Source organism: Bosea sp. 685, assembly GCF_031884435.1.
In the GTDB taxonomy this organism is placed as follows: Bacteria; Pseudomonadota; Alphaproteobacteria; order Rhizobiales; family Beijerinckiaceae; genus Allobosea.
This window is the reverse complement of sequence record NZ_CP134779.1, coordinates 4,361,620-4,380,650: the sequence shown is the minus strand read 5'-3', so window position 1 is coordinate 4,380,650 and position 19,031 is coordinate 4,361,620. Positions and strand designations below refer to the sequence as shown.

Genomic DNA, 19,031 nt, shown 5'->3' with positions numbered 1-19,031 from the left:
CACGGGACCGTCGCCAGAAAGAGGCGCTTTCCCGGGAAAGAGGCGCTTTCCGTCATGCGGTCCCGCGTCTGCGCCGCAGCACTGCGTGCTGCGACGCGTGCGGGATGACACGCTCCCTCACGCCTGCACGCCGTCGACATACCAATCCATCTTGGAGAGCACCTCGTCGGAGGCCTTCTCGCCGGCCTTGACCCGGACCTCGCCCTTGAGATCCTTCAACTCGCCGGTGAAGGGGTGGAGCGTGCCAGCCACAATGCCCTTCTGGACCTCGTCGGCTGCCGCACGCGCTGCCGGCGTCACCGCGTCGTTATAGGGCGCGAGCTTGACGAAGCCGTCCTTGATGCCGCCCCAGACGTCGCCGGATTTCCAGCTGCCGTCCATGACCTCCTTGACGCGTTTGATGTAGTAGCCCGACCAGTCGTCGACGATCGCCGAGAGATGCGCCTTGGGGGCGAAGGCCTTCATGTCCGAGGCCTGGCCGAAGGCGAAGACGCCGCGCTGCTCGGCCGCCTGCAGGGCGGCTGCCGAGTCGGTGTGCTGGGTGATCATGTCGGCGCCCTGGTCGATCAGAGCCTTGGCGGCGTCGGCCTCCTTGGCTGGGTCGTACCAGGTCGAGGCCCAGATCACCTTGGTCTTGAAGTTCGGGTTCACCTTGCGGGCGGCGAGCGTGAAGGCGTTGATGCCCATCACCACTTCCGGGATCGGGAAGGAGGCGATGTAGCCGGCCTGGCCGGTCTTCGACATATGCCCGGCGATGGTGCCGATCACGGCCCGGCCTTCATAGAAGCGGGCATTGTAGGTCGCGACGTTCTCGGCGCGCTGATAGCCGGTCGCATGCTCGAAATGGATTTTTGGGAACTGCTTGGCCACCTGGATCGTCGGGTTCATGAAGCCGAAGGAGGTGGTAAAGATGATCCGGTTGCCGGCCTGGGCGAGCTGGCGGATGGCGCGCGCGGCGTCGGGCCCCTCGGCGACGTTCTCGATGAAACTGGTCTTGATCTTGTCGCCGAACTCCTTCTCCAGCGCCTTGCGGCCCTGGTCATGCGTCCAGGTCCAGCCATGGTCGCCGACCGGGCCGACATAGATGAAGCCGACGCCGAGCGGGGCCTGCGCCGAAGCCTGCCCGCCGATCAGCGGCAGGGTCGCGGCAGCGGCGCCCGCGCCGAAATTGAATCTGCGGCGCGTGATGATCGAGGTCATGATGTGGTCTCCCCGTTTATGGTTTGCGGCGTCACGACGCCGAGAATGGCTTGCCGAGGCAGGCCGGCGCATCGAGCCGGCCGGTCTTTCGTCCTAGCGACATCATGGTCAGAACGGCAATTGTCGCAAGGTAGGGGGCCGTCGCCAGAAGCTCCGGCGCGAGCCAGGTGATGCCGGCCGCCTTGGCCTGCAATTCGAGCGTCATCACCGCTCCGAACAGATAGGCCCCCAGCAGCAATCGCCCGGGCCGCCAGGCGGCGAAGACGACGAGCGCGAGTGCGATCCAGCCGCGCCCGGCGGTCAGGCGGTCGGCCCACATCGGCGTCAATGCCAGCGAGAAATAGGCGCCGCCCAGGCCGGCCAGCGCCCCGCCGAAGGCGATCGCGCCATAGCGGATGGCGATGACGGGGTAGCCGATGGCATGGGCCGAGGCGTCGTTCTCGCCGACGGCGCGCAGGATCAGGCCGGGCCGCGTCTTGCGCAGGAACAAGCTCACTGCCAGCACCAGTGCGAGCGAGAGATAGACGACAATGTCGTGGCCGAAGACGGCGCGCAGGATGGGATGGCCCGCGAGCGCCTCGGGAAAGACCGGCCCCAGCCGCGTGATGGTGCGCCCGACGAAGCCCGCCCCGATCAGCGAGGAGGCGCCGATGCCGAAGATCGTCAGCGCCAGCCCCGTCGCGACCTGGTTGGCGGTGAGGGAGAGCGTCAACACGGCGAAGATCATCGCGGTGGCGACGCCGGCAGCGAGCGCCGCAACGAGGCCCAGCGTCGTGCTGCCGCTGCTGTAGGCGACGGCGAAGCCCGCCACCGCGCCGGTGAGCATCATGCCCTCGACGCCGAGATTGAGCACGCCCGACTTCTCGACGACGAGCTCGCCCAGCGCCGCCAGCAGGATCGGCGTCGAGGCGGCGACGAGGGTCATCAGGATCGAGACGAGGATGGCGGAGGTCATGGCGCGCGCCCTGTCATTCCGGGGCGCGCCGAAGGCGCGAACCCGGAACCCACGACCGGGTGCGCCCTTGGCTCCAGCGTCATTCCCGCCCTTGTGGCGAGAATCCATGTCTTGAGCACGACGCTCGCCGAAGGAAAACGTGGATGGTCGGCACAAGGCCGACCATGACGGGTTTTCCGTCTCACCCAGTCGTGGGTTCCGGGTTCTTCGCTGCGCGAAGCCCCGGAATGACAGAGGTTGGTGGGAGCACGCGTCGTCATACCGCCCGCGCCTTCCAGCCGATCCGGTAGCGCACCAGCACGTCGGTCGCGAGCAGCATGAACAGCAGCAGCGCCTGGAACATGCCGGTCGCAGCTTGCGGCAGCTTAACGGTTGTCTGCGCGATCTCGCCGCCGACATAGGTCGCCGCCAGCACGATGCCGCCAAAGACGATGCCGAGCGGATTCAGCCGGCCCAGAAACGCGACGATGATCGCGGTGAAGCCATAGCCGGTCGGGAATTGCGGCGTGAGCTGGCCGAAGGGGCCGGCCGCCTCGAACAGGCCGGCAAGGCCCGCAAGCCCGCCCCCGGTCAACAATGTCGCCCAGGTCACTGCGTCGGCGCTGAAGCCGCCATGGCGCGCAGCCGCCGGCGCGAGGCCGACGACCTTCACCGCATAGCCTGCCGTCGTCTTCTCCATGACCAGCCAGGCGATGACGGCGATGAGGAGCGCGAGCGGGATGCCGAGATGAACGAGAGAACCTTCCGCCAGAACGGGCAGCGTCTGGTCGGGCGCGAACATCCGCGTCTGCGGGAAGTTGAAGCCGTCCGGATCCTTCCAGGGGCCGCGCACGAGGTAATACAGGCCCTGCACCGCGACATAGGTCAGCATCAGGCTGGTGAGGATCTCGCTGACCTGGAGTTTGACGCGCAGGAAGGCGGGGATTGCCGCCCAGGCCATGCCGCCAAGGATGCCGGCGAGCGCCATGGCGGGCAGGATCCACCATCCCGTCATGTCGTAGGTCGCCAGCGCCACGCCGGTGCCGGCGATCGCGCCCATGATGTATTGCCCCTCCGCCCCGATATTCCAGACATTGGCGCGGAAGCCGATGGCAAGCCCGAGCGCGATCATGACGAGCGGCGCCGCCTTGACGCCGAGATCGGGCCAGCGCTGCGGCTCCAGGAACGGTGTCAGGAAGATGTCGCGCACGGCGTGGAAGCCGTCATAGCCCATCGCGGTGAAGACGATCATGCCGATCAGCATGGTGAGCAGGACCGCGATCAGCGGGCTCAGCCAGAGCATGAGCGAGCTCGGCTCGCGGCGGCGGCGCCATTCAAGCATGGGTCGCTCCCGTGCTTTCGCCGGCGCCATGCACGCCGCCCATCATCAGGCCGATCTCGTCGATGCCGAGGCTCGCAATCGCGCGCGGGGCGGAAAGCCTGCCTTCATTGAGGACGCAGAGCCGGTCGGCGAGTTCTAGCAGTTCGTCGAGGTCCTGCGAGATCACCACCACGGCCGAGCCCTTGGCGGCGAGATCGACCAGCTCCTGCCGGATCGCGGCGGCAGCGCCGGCATCGACGCCCCAGGTCGGCTGCGAGACCACGAGCACGGCCGGCTGCTGGCCGATCTCGCGGCCCATGATGAATTTCTGCAGGTTTCCGCCCGAGAGCGAACGCGCCAGCGCGCCGGGGCCGGTGGTGCGCACGTCGAAGCGCTGGATCACGCTCTGGGCGAAGCGCAGCACATCGCCGCGCGCGATGAAACCGAGCGGGGCGAGCGGCAGGCGGTGGCGCGCGGTCAGGATGCTGTTGTCGGCGAGCGAGAAATCCGGCACGGCGGCATGGCCGTTACGTTCCTCGGGCACGCAGGCGAGGCCGGCCGCCCGGCGCGCACCCGCGCCCTCTAGTCCGATCGGCCTGCCATCGAGCCGAATAGCGTCCGAGGCGGTAGCCAGTCGCTCACCCGAGAGCGCGGTCAGCAGCTCCGACTGGCCGTTCCCGGCGACGCCGGCGATGCCGAGGATCTCACCGGCGCGCGCCTCGAAGGAGACCGCTTCGAGGTCGGTGCCGAAGGGCGGCTCGCCCGCCAGCGACAGGCCCTGGACGCTGAGCCGCACTTCGCCAGTGCCGGCGCCGGGCTTGTGCTCGATCTGGCGCAGTTCCGCGCCGATCATCAGCTCGGCCATGCGCTTGGTGCTTTCGAGCTTCGGGTCGCAGGTCGCCACGACCTGGCCGCCACGCAGGATCGTCGCCGCCTCGCAGAGCGCTTTGATCTCATGCAGCTTGTGCGAGATGTAGAGGATCGCGCAGCCCTCGGAGGCGATCTGGCGCAAGGTCTCGAACAGGCGCTCGACTTCTTGCGGCGTCAGAACCGAGGTCGGCTCGTCCATGATCAGCAGTTTCGGCTTCTGCAGCAGGCAGCGCACGATCTCGATGCGCTGGCGCTCGCCGACGGAGAGCGTATGCACCGCGCGCTCGGGGTCGAGCGGCAGCGAGTAGCTGTCGAGGATCGCGGCGACGCGGGCTTTCAGCACCTCGCGATCGACCGCCTCGTCCAAGCCGAGCGCGATGTTCTCGATCACCGTCATCGCGTCGAACAGCGAGAAATGCTGGAACACCATGCCGATGCCGAGCCGGCGCGCCGCTTTGGGGGAGGAGATCGAGACGGTCTCGCCATTCCAGGCGATGGTGCCCTCATCGGCGTGCTGGACGCCGTAGATGATCTTGACCAGGGTCGATTTGCCGGCCCCGTTCTCGCCAAGCAGTGCGTGGATCTCGCCGGGACGGACGCTGAGGCTGATATCCTCATTCGCCTTCACGCCGGGAAAGCTCTTGGAGATATGGGCGAGCGCCAGCCGCGGCGGCACCTCCTGCTCACGCGGCTGGTTCATGTCTGGCCCGTCTCCTCTTCGCCGGCTGCCGATGGTCAAGCAAGCAACGCACCAGCTCGGCTGCCGTCAAGGCCGCGATCACCTCCGGGCGCTTGTCGTCCACATCGCAGCCGCCGATCGGGCAGGTCAGGCGGGAGAGCGCTTCGTTTCTCCCGCCGGCCCGCAGAAAGCTGGACTCGAAACGCGCCCGCTTCGTCGCCGAGCCGATCATGCCGACGTAAGACCCGTCACTCCGTGCCAGCGCCGCTTCCGTCAGGCGATAATCCAGCGCGTGGCTATGGGTCAGGATCACGAAAGCGCTGCCTGGCCTCGCCGTCTCGATCGCCGCGACAGGATCGGCCATTCTGATGCAGGTGATCGCAGAGGGCAGGCCGTCCATGACGCCGTCGCGGTCGTCGATCAACGAGGTGGCGAAGGGCAGGGGAGCGAGCGCCAGGGCAAGTGCCCGGCCGGTATGGCCGGCGCCGAACAGGAGGATGGCGGGCCGCAGAACCGCGTCGGCCTTCTCGCTGGCAGTGAGCCTGGCGAGATCGGCCGCCGTCGCGCGCTTCAGCGCGACCCGCACCCGCCCGCCGCAGCATTGGCCCATTTGCGGGCCGAGCGGGATGTCGAGCGCGCGCTGCGCTGCGCCCTCGGTCAGCATCTCGCGAGCGATGTCGATGCAGTGGAATTCGAGCTGCCCGCCGCCGATGGTGCCGGCGGTCGCAGCCGCGCTGACCGCCATGGTGGCGCCGGCCTCGCGCGGGGTTGAGCCCTCGGCCTTCGCCAGCGTCACGAGGATGGCTCCGTCACGGAGATACGTCGCGAGGAAGGATGGGAGGTTCATGGGAAACCTCGGCAAGGCATGTGCTTAGAGCGCGGGGAACCCCTCTCCTGTAAGGAGAGGGGCAGGGGTGAGGTGTAGGCCCCTGGACCAGCAATCTGCCGACTTCGGCGAGACGCTGCGGTGAGGTTACAGCCAAAGCGTCCAACGGCCGACCCCTCACCCTGCCCTCTCCCTACGCGAGAGGGTGCCCCGCGCTTCTCTCGGCAAAGCGGCGCGCTTTGGCTCATGACAAGCCTCCCGCCTCCGCCTTGACCCGCTCGACCGCGTCCAGCACCCGCTCCGGCGTCGCCGGCGCGTCGAGCCTGGGGCAGACCCTGTGCCCGCCGACGCTCGCCACCGCGTCGGACAATGCGTGCAGAACCGAGATCGCCAGCATCAGCGGTGGCTCGCCCACCGCCTTGGAGCGATGGATCGTCGGCTCGCGATTGGGCGCGTTTTCCAGCAAGTCGACATTGAAGATGCGCGGCCGGTCCGACGCCACGGGGATCTTGTAGGTCGAGGGCGCATGCGTCCTGAGCCGGCCCTTATCGTCCCAGACCAATTCCTCCGTGGTGAGCCAGCCCATGCCCTGGATGAAGCCGCCCTCGATCTGGCCCTTGTCGATCGCGGGGTTCAGCGACGTCCCGCAATCATGCAGGATGTCGACCCGCTCGACCTTGTATTCGCCGGTCAGCGTGTCGATCGCGACCTCGGCAGCGGCTGCGCCATAGGCGAAGTAATAGAACGGATGGCCGCGCCCGGCCTTGCGGTCCCAATGGATTTTTGGCGTCGCGTAGAAGCCGGTGGCGGAGAGCTGGACGCGGGCCATATAGGCGGCCTGGATGAGCTCCACGAAAGCGATCTCGCGCGCGCCGATCCGCACGCGGCCGGGCAGGAAGGCAATGGCGTCGGGCTCCTCCTGCCAGTGCCTGGCCGCGAAGGCGGTCAGCCGCGCCTTGATCGTCTCGCAGGCGTCGAGCGCCGCCATGCCGTTGAGGTCCGAGCCGGAGGAGGCGGCGGTGGCGGAGGTGTTGGGGACCTTGGCCGTAGTCGTGGCGGTGATCTTGATCTGGTCCAGCCCGATGCCGAAGGCATGGCCCACGACCTGGGCGACCTTCACATGGAGGCCCTGGCCCATTTCGGTGCCGCCATGGTTCAGCATCACCGTGCCGTCGGTATAGACATGCACCAGCGCGCCGGCCTGATTGTACCAGGTCGCGGTGAAGGAGATGCCGAACTTGACCGGCGTCAGCGCTATGCCGCGCTTGATGATCGGGTTTGCCGCATTGAAGGCGCGGATCGCGTCTTGGCGGGCCTTGTAGTCGCAGCGGCGTTCGAGCTCCGCGATGACTTCGCCGCCGATCATGTCCTCGACGGTCTGGTGATAGGGCGTGACGTTGCGGCCAAGCCCTTCACTGGAGGAACTGCCGCTATAGAGATTGCGTCGGCGCACCTCCAGCGGGTCGAGCCCGGTCGCGAAGGCGACCTCCTCGATGAAACGCTCGGCCCCGACCATGCCTTGCGGCCCGCCAAAGCCGCGGAAGGCGGTGTTCGAGACGGTGTTGGTGCGCAAGGGCTCGGAGCGGGCGCGCACCGCCGGGTAGAAATAGCAATTATCCATGTGGAACAGCGCCCGGTCGGTCACCGGGCCCGACAGATCCGCGTTCCAGCCGCAGCGCGCGGCATAGACCGTATCGACCGCCAGGATATGGCCGTCATCATCGAAGCCGATCTCGTAATCGCAGACGAAATCATGGCGCTTGCCGGTGATCACCATATCGTCGTCGCGGTCGGGCCTGAGCTTCACCGGCCGCCCGAGCTTGCGGGCGGCGAGCGCGGCGACGCAGGCGAAGAGATTGGCCTGCGTCTCCTTGCCGCCAAAGCCGCCGCCCATGCGCCGGATCTCGACGGTGACCGCGTGCGAGCCGACGCCGAGCACCTGCGCGACCATGTGCTGGACTTCGCTGGGATGCTGCGTCGAGGAGGCGACGAACATGTCCTCGTCCTCGCCGGGAATGGCGAGCGCGATCTGGCTTTCCAGGTAGAAATGGTCCTGCCCGCCGATCGTCATCGAGCCTTTCAGGCGGCGCGGGCTCGCGGCAAGCGCACCTGCGACATCGCCGCGTTCGAGCTTGAGCGGGTCGGTGACGAGCTTCCCGCCGGCGGCGCGAGCGGTGGCGACGACGAGGAGCGGCGCGATCTCCTGATACTCCGCCCGGGCGAGGAGGGCCGCGCGCCGTGCCTGATCGCGCGTCCCAGCGACAACCGCGAAAAGCGGCTGGCCATGATGCAGGATCATCTCCGTCGCAAAGACCGGCTCGTCATGGCGATGCGTCGAGGAGATGTCGTTCTGGCCCGGAATATCCTGAGCCGTCAGCACGCAGAGCACACCGGGCGCGGCGCTGACGAGCTCCAGATCGAGCGCGACCAGGCGGCCATGGGCGATCTCGCTCAGGCCGAGACAGGCATGGACGAGGCCGGCTGGTTCCGGGATGTCGTCGATATAAACAGCCTCGCCGGCGACATGCTTGCTGGCGGAATCATGCGGCCGTGCCGCGCCGACAGGTCCGGTTGTGCTCTCGGGATCGAGCCGCTTGCGGGCGTCAGCCATGGTTGGCCTCCGCCAATAGCCCGGCGACGCGCGTAGCCGTCCCGGTTTGCGTCGTCTCGATCATGAAACGCCGCAGCAGATTGCCCGCGACCTTGAGGCGGTATCGCGCCGAAGCGCGCATGTCGGTGAGCGGCTGGAAATCGCTCGCCAAAGCGGCGATGGCAGCGGTGACAGCCATCTCGTCCCATGAGCGCCCCGTCAGCGCAGCCTCGGCGGCCTTCGCGCGCTTGGGAATGCCGGCCATGCCGCCATAGGCGAGTCGCGCCTGGCTGATCCGGCCGGTGGCGTCGCGCTGCAGGAAGAACGCGCCGCAGACGGCCGAGATGTCCTCGTCGAAGCGTTTCGAGATCTTGGAGACATGGAAGAGCGCGTCTGTCGGCAGCTTCGGCACCAGAACCGCCTCGACGAACTCGCCCGGCAGCCGATCCTGCTTGCGGTAATCGAGGAAGAAGTCTTCGAGCGCGATCTCGCGCCGCTCCGCGCCCCGGCACAGCACCAGCCGCGCGCCGAGCGCGATCAGCGCCGGCGGCAGATCGCCGATCGGCGAGCCATTGGCGATGTTGCCGCCGATCGTGCCGGCATTGCGGACCTGCTCGCCGCCGAAGCGCCGCATCAATTCGTCGAGCTGCGGCGACAAGGCCGCCAGCGCCTTGCGGAGATCGGCATGATTGACCATCGCGCCGATGCGCAGATGGTCTCCCTCATCCGCGATCTCGCGCAGCGCCTCGATCCGGCCGAGCGAGATCACGGGGGAGAGCCGCTGCATGCCCTTGGTCACCCAGAGCCCGACATCGGTCGCGCCGGCGACCAGCGTCGCATCGGGGTCGGCGAGCATGAGTTCGGCGAGGGCGTCGATGCTTGCCGGCGCGTAGAAGCGGCTATCCCCGTTGCCAAGCGCCAGCGTCGCCTGGTCCTGGAGCGCACCGAGCCGGCTTGCGATCTGCGGCCGGTCCATCGCGAAACGGTCCTGCGAGCGCTGGCCGAGCCCATACATGCGCTGCGCCGCGGCGATGATCGGTTCATAGCCGGTGCAGCGGCACAGATTCCCTGCCAGCGCATCCTCGATGCGGGTCACGGCGGGCGCATCCTCGTTCAGCCAGAGCGCGAACAGCGACATCACGAAGCCCGGCGTGCAGAAGCCGCATTGCGAACCATGGCAGTCGACCAGTGCCTGCTGGACCGGGTGGAGCGCGCCGTCGGCGCCCTTCAGATGCTCCACGGTGAGCAATTGGCAGCCGTCCAGCGTCGGCAGGAAGCGGATGCAGGCGTTGATCGCCTCATAGCGCAGCGCGCCCCGGTCGAGCCGGCCGATGACGACGGTGCAGGCGCCGCAATCGCCCTCGGCGCAGCCCTCCTTGCTGCCGGTCAGGCGCCGGTCGAGGCGCAGCCAGTCGAGCACCGTCAGCGTCGGATCGCAGGATGCGATCTCGACCAGCCTGTCGCCGAGGAGGAAGCGCTGCGTCTCACGCATCTTGGGAGTTCTCCCCGCTGCCAACAACCGCCGCCGTCATCCTGGACAAGCGGCACAGCCGCGCAGATCCGGGATCCATCATAGGGAGACCACACTGCCCTATGATGGATCCCGGCACTCCGCTTCGCTCCGGCCAGGATGACGGCGGAGGGTGTTGCCGACGACAGAGCGGAACGAACGGCTGAACCCAAATCATGCCCTCAGATTAGGCATGATCGATGCTTGGCCGAAAGCTTTGATTTGGTGCAGATATGACCTGAATTTGAGCCGGAGCCTTAGGTGTTTGGTCTCGGGTTTTGATGGTGCATTATTTTCTTCTGAATCGAAGGATGCACTATGGGTCAGGTTCTCCACAGCAGCGCCACCACGACAGAGGCGATCCGTCGAGCAATACAAAATAGTCAAGAGAGCCTGATAGCGCTGGCTGAGCGCTACGGGATCAACCAGAAGACCGTCGCGAAGTGGAAGAAGCGGACCTCGGTGGCCGATGTGCCGACGGGGCCAACGAACCCGTCCTCGACGGTGCTCACGATCGAGGAGGAGGCGGTGATCGTCGCCTTCCGGCGGCACACCCTGCTGCCGCTCGACGATTGCCTTTACGCTCTGCGGCCGACGATTCCGAACCTGACCCGCTCGTCATTGCATCGTTGCCTGCAACGTCACGGCATGTCCCGCCTGCCGGATGTCGAAGGCGACAAGCCGGCCAAGACAAAATTCAAGAGCTACCCGATCGGCTACTTCCACATCGACATCGCCGAGGTGCAGACCGCCGAGGGAAAGCTCTATCTCTTCGTGGCCATCGATAGGACCAGCAAGTTCGCCTTTGTCGAATTGCACGAGCGGGCCACCAAGATGATCGCAGCCGAATTCCTGCGCCATCTCATCGCGGCGATTTCCTACAAGATCCACACGATCCTCACCGACAACGGCATTCAGTTCAAAAACCGCGAGCAGGACCGCACCGCCATGGAGCACATCTTCGGGCGGACCTGCCGGGAGAACGACATCGAGCATCGTTCGACCAAGGTGAAGCATCCCTGGACCAACGGCCAGGTCGAAAGGATGAACCGCACCATCAAGGAAGCCACCGTCAGACGCTTCCACTACGACAGCCACGATCAGCTCCGACGCCACCTCGCCGACTTCATCACGGCCTACAATTTCGGCCGCCGCCTCAAGACCCTCAAAGGCCTCTCGCCCGTCGAGTTCATCTGCAAACAATGGACAAGCGAGCCACAAAGATTCAGGCTCAATCCTCTCCATCAAATGCCGGGACTAAACACCTAGGGCGTGTCGTCAGTTATGGTTTGGAGTTGGATGAGGTCAAAAATGCCCGGGTGGGAGGAGCATTGCGCAGCCCAATACATTTGTATTGGCAAGCGATGCGACGCTGCAGCCGGTCATTTTTCACCTCACCGCGAAGCGGCGGGGCGCTTTTGGTCGATTGCTGCGTCGAATATCGTAGCAAGCCGAAAGGCTTGCGGCCTCATTCTCCTTCCACTCGACCAAAATCGCTCCCGTCCAACCCGAAACCATAACTGACGACACGCCCTATGCCTGTGACCGAAATGAAAGCCACCCGGGCGCTGCGCGGCCGCCTGCTCTGGTTCGTCGACGATCCCGAGACTGCGGGAGACGCCGCCCATCGCTATGTCGAGGACGGGCTGCTGGTCATCTCCGGCGGTATGATCGCGGCCGTGGGCGAGGCCGCCGCGCTGTTGCCGGGGCTGCCGGCCGGGGCGGAGATCATCGACCATCGCCCGCATCTGATCATGCCGGGTTTCATCGACGCGCATCTGCACATGCCGCAGACGCAGGTGATTGCCTCCTATGGCGCGCAATTGATGGAGTGGCTCAATAAGTACACCTTCGTCGAGGAGCAGAAATGCGGGCAGCAGGGCCACCCCGAAAAGCTCGCTTGCTTCTTCCTCGATGAATTGCTGGCGAACGGCACGACGACGGCGGTGGTCTATTGCTCGGTCCACCCGCAATCGGTCGAAGCGCTGTTCCTGGAATCCGAGCGCCGCAACACCCGCATGGTTGCGGGCAAGGTGATGATGGACCGCAATGCGCCGGACGCCCTGACCGATACCGCCGGGAGCAGCTATGCCGATTCCAAGGCGCTGATCGCGCGCTGGCACGGCAAGGGCCGGCAGCTTTACGCCATCACGCCGCGCTTCGCGATCACCTCGACGCCCGAGCAATTGGCGGCGGCGGGGCGCCTGGCGGCCGAGCATCCCGACTGCCATGTCCAGACCCATATCAACGAGAACCAGGCTGAGATCGCCTTCACCCGTGAATTGTTCCCGGATGCGCCCGATTATGCCGGCGTCTACGAGCAATACGGCCTGCTCGGCCCCAGGAGCCTGATGGGCCATTGCATCCACATGACCAAGCGCGAATGGCGCGCCTTTGCGGAAGCCCGGGCGGTGGCGGTGTTCTGCCCGACCTCGAACCTCTTCCTGGGCTCGGGGCTGTTCGACTGGGCGCGCGCCAAGCGCGAGGGCGTGCCCGTCGCGGTCGCGACCGATATCGGCGGCGGCACCTCCTATTCGATGCTGCGCACCATGTCGGAGGCCTACAAGATACTGCAATTGCAGGGGCAGTCGCTCCAGGCCTTCGCGGCGCTGCATGCGATCACGCGCGGCAATGCGGTCGCGCTCAAGCTCGACCATCTCATCGGCTCGCTCGAACCGGGCCATGAAGCGGATGTCGTGGTGCTCGACCCCGCTGCGACGCGGGCGATGGCGCATCGGCTGGAGACGGCGCGCGATCTGGCCGAGGAGCTCTTCGTGCTGGTCACGCTCGGCGACGAGCGCAATGTCGCCGCGACCTATGTGATGGGGGAGCGGGTGGCGCCGACGTGACTCTCTCTCCAATCCAAGTCGGATGTTTCCGACTTGGATCACGATCCACACCAAATCCCAGGTAATCCCGCGACCAGGCGAGGAAGAGCGCTTCTTCCCTTCTCCCACCCATCTCGGGCTTGCCCGAGATGGGCGACCCAAAGTGTCAAAGTCGGCAACAGCCGACTTTGATGCGGGAGAAGGTGGCGCGTAGCGCCGGATGAGGGGGCGCCGTGCCCTTTCCGGTTAGCGTCGCAAGGCAAAACGGCAATCGTCGAGCGCCCCCTCATCCGTCTCGGCTTCGCCGAGCCACCTTCTCCCGCGAGGGGAGAAGGGAGAGGGGTTCCCCGCGGTGCTTTCACCCCAGAACGCCGCCCTTCCTGGCGAAATCGACATAGATCTCGCGCAGGCGCAGCGTCGTCGGGCCCGGCGCGCCGTTATGGATGGTGTGGCCGTCGAGCGTGGTCACCGGCATGACGAAGGCCGTCGCGGAGGTGATGAAGGCCTCCTCGGCGTCGAGCGCCTCCTCGAGGGTGAAGGTCCGCTCCTCGAAGGTGAAGTCGGTCTCGGCGAGAAAGGCGAGCACGGCCTTGCGCGTGATGCCGGGCAGCACCTTGTTGGAGAGCGGGCGCGAGATCAGCGTCTTGCCCTTGACGATCCAGGCGGTCGCCGAGGCGCCCTCGGTGACGACGCCGTCCTCCACCAGCCAGGCGTCATTGGCGCCCTGTTCGGCGGCATGTTGCTTGGCCAGCACCTGGCCGAGCAGGCCGACGCTCTTGATGTCGCGCCGCTCCCAGCGCAGATCCGGGAAGGTCACCACCTTGATGCCGGTCTTCACGGTCGGCGCATTCACATAGTTGCGGGCCTGGGTGAACAGCACCAGCGTCGGCTTGGTGTCCTTGGGGAAGGGGAAGTCGCGGTCGGCGGCGCCGCGCGTGACCTGCAGATAGACGCCGCCCTCGTCGAGGGCGTTGCGCTTGATCATTTCCTCATGGATCGCGACCAGCTCAGTGCGCGACCAGGGCAGGGGCAGGTTGATCTCGCCGCAGGAGCGTTCGAGCCTTGCCAGATGCGCCTCGCAATCGACGAGCTTGCCGCCGAGCACGGCCGAGACCTCGTAGATGCCGTCGGCGAAGATGAAGCCGCGATCGAAGACCGAGATCTTCGCCTCTTCCTCGGGGAGGTATTCGCCATTGACGTAGACGATGCGGCTCATGGGGCAGGACTCTTGGATCCGAGGGCTTGGGGGATAGCGCTCTTTCCTAGCCGAGCCTTTCGGGCGAGGCGAGCCTCAAAGCCGGCTTGCGGATCAGCGCGGCGCGCAACACTGTGCCCGCGCCGCGAGAGTAGGATGCGTTGAAGCTGAAGCGGCCGAGCTGAAGTGAAGGAAGTCCGCATGAACCGTCCCCTCGTCATCGTCCTCGACGACAGCCAGCACGTCGCCGGGCAATGCGCCGACTGGTCCGGGCTGGAGGCCAGGGCCGAAGTTCGTTTCCTGAGCGAGGCTTTCGCCAGCGAGGCGGCGGTTGCAGCTGCGCTGGTCGACGCCGAGATCATTATCCCGACGCGCGAGCGCACGGTCTTCGGCGCCTCGCTGATCGGCCGCTTGCCGAAGCTCAGGCTCCTGGCGCTGACGGGGGGCGCGCCCAGACGCTCGATCTCGCCGCCTGCACGGCGGCCGGCGTGATCGTCAGCAATACCGGCGGAAAACATGTCGGCGCGGCAACCGCCGAACTCGCTTTCGCGCTGATCCTCGCCAATGCCCGCAGCTTGCCGCAGGCCGATGCGCTGATGCGGGCCGGCGGCTGGCATGAGGGCCTGCCGCTGGGAGATGTCGTCGCCGGCAAGCGGCTCGGCATCGTCGGTCTCGGCAAGCTCGGCCAGCGCGTGGCGCGCTATGCCAAGGCCTTCGACATGGAGGTCGTCGCCTGGAGCCAGAACCTGACCACCGAGGCTGCCGCTGCCGCAGGCGTAGCCTATGTCGGGAAGGATGAACTGTTCGCGACCTCGGACGTGGTCTCGCTGCATCTCGTCCTGTCCGAGCGCACGCGCGGCATCGTGGGCGAGGCCGAGCTTGCCGCGATGAAGCGCGGCGCTTGCCTGGTGAACACGGCGCGCGGGCCGCTCATTGATGAGGGCGCCCTGCTGGAGCATCTGCGCAAGGGCGCGATCCGTGCCGCGCTCGACGTCTACGATCAGGAGCCGCTGCCGCGCGAGCACCCGCTGCGGAGCTTGCCCAATGTCGTGCTGACGCCGCATCAGGGCTATTCCGCTGCGCCGGTCCTGGCCGAGTACTATGGCGAGAGCATCGAGAACGCGCTCGCCTTCCTCGACGGCAAGCCCAGCCGGGTGATGAACCCGGAGGTGGTCGGGCGTTCCTGAGCGTTTTCGATGGAACCGCACCGTCATTCCGGGACATGGCGCAGCCATGGGCCCTGAACGTGTGAACACTCCGGGCCGTCATGCTCGGGCTTGACCCGAGCATCTCTTCGTCGAGATTCTCGGGTATTCGCTCCGCTGCGCCCGAGAATGACGGTGCGGGAACTAGCCCTTGATCGAAGCCGCGATCAGCCGGCGCGTGTAATCAGCCTGCGGCGCCTCGAAGATCGCCTCCGTCGGCCCGCTTTCGACGACGCGGCCGTCCTTCATCACCATGATCCAGTCCGCCATGGCGCGGACCACCGCGAGGTCATGGCTGATGAAGAGATAGGAGAGGGCGTGCCGGGCCTGCATCTCCTTGAGCAGCGCGACGATGCTCTTCTGCACGGTGCGGTCGAGCGCCGAAGTCGGCTCGTCCAGCACGACGAGCTTGGGATGCAGGATCATGGCGCGGGCGATCGCGATGCGCTGGCGCTGGCCGCCCGAGAATTCATGCGGGTAGCGGTTGCGCAAGGCGGGCTCGAGCGAGACCTCGGCCAGGGCCTGCGCGGCGCGCAGGTCGCGCTCGGCCCGGGTGAGATGAGGCGCATGCACGAGCAGCCCCTCGCTGACGATCTCGCCGACCGTCAGGCGCGGCGAGAGCGAACCGAACGGGTCCTGGAAGACGACTTGAAGGCTGCTGCGCAAGGGCCGCATCGCGGCGCGGTCGAGCGGCTCGAGGGCGCGATCCTCGAAGCGAACCGTGCCAGAGGAGGGCACGAGCTTCAGCACCGCCTTGCCGAGCGTCGACTTGCCGGAGCCGGATTCACCGACGATGCCGATGGTCTGGCCGCGCCGCAGCGTCAGGTCGATGCCGTCCACGGCGTGGAGCAGGGCGGTCTCGCGGCGCAGGAGTCCTCGTAACAGATCGTAGCCGCGCGACAGATCATAGCTGACGCGCAGGTCCCGCGCCGCGAGCAGGATGGGCGCACCGTCCGGCGGCGGCGGTTTGCGGCCTTCCGGCTCGGCTGCGAGCAGCATCTGCGTATAGGGATGCGTGGGCGCGTTGATGATCTGCCGCTTCGTCCCGCTCTCGACGACCTCGCCTGCCTTCATCACATAGACGCGCTCGGCATGCTGGCGCACGAGCCCGAGGTCATGGGTGATCAGGATCACGGCCATGCCGAGCCGCTGGCGCAGCTCGGCGATCAGCGCCAGGATCTCCGCCTCGATGGTGACGTCCAGCGCCGTCGTCGGCTCGTCGGCGATCAGGATGTCGGGGTCGTTGGCGAGCGCCATCGCGATCATCACGCGCTGGCGCTGGCCGCCGGAGAGTTCGTGCGGGTAGGATGAGAGCCTGGCCTCGGGCCGCGGCATCCTGACCAGTTCGAGCAGTTCGAGCGCCCTGGTCCGTGCCGCCTTGCGCGACAGGCCTTGATGCTTGCGCAGGGGCGCGGCGATCTGTGCGCCGATCCGGAACAGCGGATCGAGCGAGGTCATCGGCTCCTGGAAGATCATTGCGAGCTTGCGGCCGCGATAGGCGTTGAGCGCGGCGGGCTTGAGGCCGAGCAGTTCCGCGCCGCGATAGCGGATCGAGCCCGTCGCCTCGCCATTCCCGGCGAGCAGGCCCATGGCGGCCATGACGCTCTGGCTCTTGCCCGAGCCGGACTCGCCGACGATCGCGACGAATTCCCCAGTGCCGACATCGAGGTCGATGCCGCGCACGGCCTCGACCATGCCGTCATTGGTGCGGAAGCGGATGCGCAGGTCGCGGATCGAGAGGATGGGATCGCTCGTCGCCATCCTAGCGATCCCTGGGGTCGAGCGCGTCGCGCAGGCCGTCGCCGAGGAAGTTGAGCGCAAACAGCGTCGCCACCAGGAAGGTCGCCGGGAAGACCAGCATCCACCAGGCGCCCTGGATGGCGCGCGCGCCGTCCGAGATCAGCACGCCCCAGCTCGTCATCGGCTCCTGCACGCCGAGCCCGAGGAAGGACAGGAAGCTCTCCAGCAGGATGACCTTGGGCACCAGCAGCGTGACATAGACGATCACGGGGCCGAGCGTGTTGGGGATGATGTGGCGCCAGATGATGCCACCCGTGGTGACGCCCAGCGCCTCGGCCGCCAGCACATATTCCTGCCGCTTGAGCGAGAGCGTCTGGCCCCGGACGATCCGGGCCATGTCGAGCCATTCGATCGCCCCCACCGCCAGGAACATCAGGATGAAGTTCCGGCCGAAGAACACCACCAGCAGGATGACGAAGAAGATGAAGGGCAGGGCGTAGAGCACATCGACCACGCGCATCATCAGCATGTCGATGCGCCCGCCGAGATAGCCGGCGGTTGCGCCGTAGAGCACGCCGATGATCAGCGCGACGCCGGTCGCGAGCAGGCCGATGGCGAGCGAGACGCGCCCCGCGATCAGGGTGCGGGTCAGGAGATCGCGGCCATTCGCATCCGTGCCGAACAGGAAACGCTGCCGCTTGAGCGGGACCTCGACGGCAAGCCTGCGGCCATCCTCTTCATTCGCCGTGATCCGGGGCGTGCCGAACTGGTCGGAGCGGTCGAAATAGACCAGCAGGCGCTGGTCGATCGGCCGCGGCGAGGTCAGCGTCATCAGCAAGCTCTCGCCCGCGACCACGACATCGCCCGGTGTCGCGCGGATGCGGGCGGCGATGCGCTGGACGGCGGCGGGGATCGCCTCGGCTTTCGGATAGCTCTCCAGGCTGGCGGGCACGCGGACATAGTCGGGATAGACCCGGTCGTAAGGGTGGCCGGTGAGCCAGGGGCCGGCGACGCAGGAGAGCGCCATCAGCCCCAGCACGATCAGGCTCAGCCTTGCCGCGCGGTTGCGCATCAGGCGGTTGCGCGCATCCTGCCAGAGCGAGCGGCCGATCGTGGGCAGGGGAGTGAGAGGTACGGGGCTTGGAGGCAAGGAACTGGGGGGCAAATCACTCATCGCGCCATGCTCAATCCAGCCTGACGCGGGGGTCGAGCAGGGCGTAGAGCAGATCGACCGCGAGGTTGAAGACGAGCACGAAGACGGCAATGACGACGACCGTGCCCATCACCAGCGTGTAGTCGCGGTTGAGCGCACCCTCGACGAAATAGCGGCCGATGCCGGGAATGCCGAAGATCGTCTCGACCACGACCGAGCCGGTGAGAAGCGCCGCCGCCGCCGGGCCGAGATAGGAGACGACCGGCAGGGCCGAGGCCCTAAGCGCATGCAACGCGACCGTCGAACCGTCGAGCCCCTGGGCGCGCAAGGTGCGGATATGGTTGGCGCGCAGGGTCTCGATCATGGCTGCCCGCGTCATGCGCGCGATCACCGCGATCTGCGGCAGCGCGAGCGTGACGACCGGCAGGATGACGTTGCGCAAGGCCCCGCCATTCCAGCCGCCGACCGGCAGCCAGGCCAGCGTCAGCCCGAAGACGATCTGCAACACCGGTGCAACGACGAAATTGGGGATGGTGATGCCGGCCGCGGCGAAGCCCATCACCGCATGGTCGGCATTGCCGTTCTGGCGGAAGGCGGCAAGCGCTCCCAGCGGCCCGCCGATCAGCAGGGCGAGCGCCAGGGCCGAGGCGCCGAGCCGCATCGAGACCGGCAGGCCCTGTGCGAACAATTCGCCGATCGAGAAATCGCGGAAATAGAAGGATGGGCCGAAATCGCCGCGCAGCAGCGCGCCGAGATAGGTCAGGTATTGCTGAAGGAGCGGCTGGTCGAGCTGGTAGATGCGCCGCAGGTTCTCCATCACCTTGGCTTCCAGCGGCCGCTCGAGATCGAACGGCCCGCCGGGCGCGACGCGCATCAGGAAGAACGACAGCGTCACCACGACGAAGAGCGTCGGGATCGCGGTCGCGAGGCGGCGCAGGATGAAGGGGAGCATTCAGGTCCTTCATGAAACCCTCGGCGTC

At 66.8% G+C, this 19,031-nt stretch carries 15 protein-coding genes; 4 read left to right on the top strand and 11 right to left on the bottom strand.

Translation table 11 applies throughout. The features are described 5' to 3' along the window. Positions 1 to 117: 117 nt before the first annotated feature. The 7 genes from RMR04_RS21600 to xdhA form a co-directional block, all read right to left on the bottom strand. The gene (locus RMR04_RS21600; protein WP_310153229.1) at positions 118 to 1,200 is read right to left on the bottom strand and encodes a BMP family ABC transporter substrate-binding protein; all 1,083 of its coding nucleotides are present in this window, start codon (positions 1,198 to 1,200) and stop codon (positions 118 to 120) included. A gap of 31 nt (positions 1,201 to 1,231) precedes the next feature. After that, entirely contained in the window at positions 1,232 to 2,155 is a 924-nt protein-coding gene (locus RMR04_RS21595) for an ABC transporter permease (RefSeq protein ID WP_311910435.1), read from the bottom strand. A gap of 256 nt (positions 2,156 to 2,411) precedes the next feature. Further along, positions 2,412 to 3,476 carry an ABC transporter permease gene (locus tag RMR04_RS21590; RefSeq protein WP_311910434.1) on the bottom strand — a complete coding sequence of 355 codons (1,065 nt, stop codon included), beginning with the start codon at positions 3,474 to 3,476 and terminating at the stop codon, positions 2,412 to 2,414. Further along, positions 3,469 to 5,025, bottom strand: coding sequence for an ABC transporter ATP-binding protein (locus RMR04_RS21585; RefSeq protein ID WP_311910432.1), 1,557 nt, complete (start codon positions 5,023 to 5,025; stop codon positions 3,469 to 3,471). Before RMR04_RS21585 ends, RMR04_RS21590 begins: the two co-directional genes overlap by 8 nt. Then, positions 5,009 to 5,851 carry a xanthine dehydrogenase accessory protein XdhC gene (xdhC, locus tag RMR04_RS21580; RefSeq protein WP_311910430.1) on the bottom strand — a complete coding sequence of 281 codons (843 nt, stop codon included), beginning with the start codon at positions 5,849 to 5,851 and terminating at the stop codon, positions 5,009 to 5,011. The genes RMR04_RS21585 and xdhC overlap by 17 nt, the downstream gene beginning before the upstream one ends. A 223-nt stretch (positions 5,852 to 6,074) precedes the next feature. Next, positions 6,075 to 8,441: a xanthine dehydrogenase molybdopterin binding subunit gene (gene xdhB, locus RMR04_RS21575; protein ID WP_311910429.1), complete on the bottom strand. Its 2,367-nt coding sequence runs from the start codon at positions 8,439 to 8,441 to the stop codon at positions 6,075 to 6,077. Further along, positions 8,434 to 9,912, bottom strand: coding sequence for a xanthine dehydrogenase small subunit (gene xdhA / locus RMR04_RS21570; protein WP_311910428.1), 1,479 nt, complete (start codon positions 9,910 to 9,912; stop codon positions 8,434 to 8,436). The genes xdhB and xdhA overlap by 8 nt, the downstream gene beginning before the upstream one ends. Positions 9,913 to 10,248: 336 nt before the next feature. Between xdhA and RMR04_RS21565 the strand changes: the two genes are divergently transcribed. Together RMR04_RS21565 and guaD are read left to right on the top strand one after the other, a co-directional pair. After that, positions 10,249 to 11,199: an IS481 family transposase gene (locus RMR04_RS21565; protein WP_311910426.1), complete on the top strand. Its 951-nt coding sequence runs from the start codon at positions 10,249 to 10,251 to the stop codon at positions 11,197 to 11,199. Between the two features lie 266 nt (positions 11,200 to 11,465). Further along, positions 11,466 to 12,779: a guanine deaminase gene (gene guaD / locus RMR04_RS21560; protein ID WP_311910425.1), complete on the top strand. Its 1,314-nt coding sequence runs from the start codon at positions 11,466 to 11,468 to the stop codon at positions 12,777 to 12,779. A gap of 337 nt (positions 12,780 to 13,116) precedes the next feature. Here guaD and RMR04_RS21555 read toward each other — a convergent pair whose 3' ends face one another. Beyond that, on the bottom strand, positions 13,117 to 13,974 hold the full coding sequence (locus RMR04_RS21555) for a D-amino-acid transaminase (RefSeq protein WP_311910424.1): 858 nt from the start codon (positions 13,972 to 13,974) through the stop codon (positions 13,117 to 13,119). Positions 13,975 to 14,154: 180 nt separating this feature from the next. Here RMR04_RS21555 and RMR04_RS21550 point away from each other — a divergent pair, with 180 nt between their 5' ends. Further along, positions 14,155 to 14,445 carry a Rossmann-fold NAD(P)-binding domain-containing protein gene (locus RMR04_RS21550; protein WP_311910423.1) on the top strand — a complete coding sequence of 97 codons (291 nt, stop codon included), beginning with the start codon at positions 14,155 to 14,157 and terminating at the stop codon, positions 14,443 to 14,445. Continuing rightward, entirely contained in the window at positions 14,442 to 15,140 is a 699-nt protein-coding gene (locus tag RMR04_RS21545) for an NAD(P)-dependent oxidoreductase (RefSeq protein ID WP_311910422.1), read from the top strand. The genes RMR04_RS21550 and RMR04_RS21545 overlap by 4 nt, the downstream gene beginning before the upstream one ends. Positions 15,141 to 15,302: 162 nt before the next feature. Here the strand turns inward: RMR04_RS21545 and RMR04_RS21540 are convergent, their stop codons facing one another. From RMR04_RS21540 to RMR04_RS21530, 3 genes are read right to left on the bottom strand one after another with little or no spacing between them, the layout of a single operon-like run. Beyond that, positions 15,303 to 16,919: an ABC transporter ATP-binding protein gene (locus tag RMR04_RS21540; protein WP_311910421.1), complete on the bottom strand. Its 1,617-nt coding sequence runs from the start codon at positions 16,917 to 16,919 to the stop codon at positions 15,303 to 15,305. A gap of 1 nt (position 16,920) precedes the next feature. After that, a complete protein-coding gene (locus tag RMR04_RS21535) occupies positions 16,921 to 18,072 on the bottom strand; it encodes an ABC transporter permease subunit (protein WP_311910420.1) in 1,152 nt (383 codons plus the stop codon). 10 nt (positions 18,073 to 18,082) lie between these two features. Then, positions 18,083 to 19,003 (bottom strand): ABC transporter permease subunit, encoded by a 921-nt coding sequence (locus RMR04_RS21530; protein ID WP_092176644.1) that lies wholly within the window; start codon positions 19,001 to 19,003, stop codon positions 18,083 to 18,085. Positions 19,004 to 19,031: the final 28 nt, after the last annotated feature.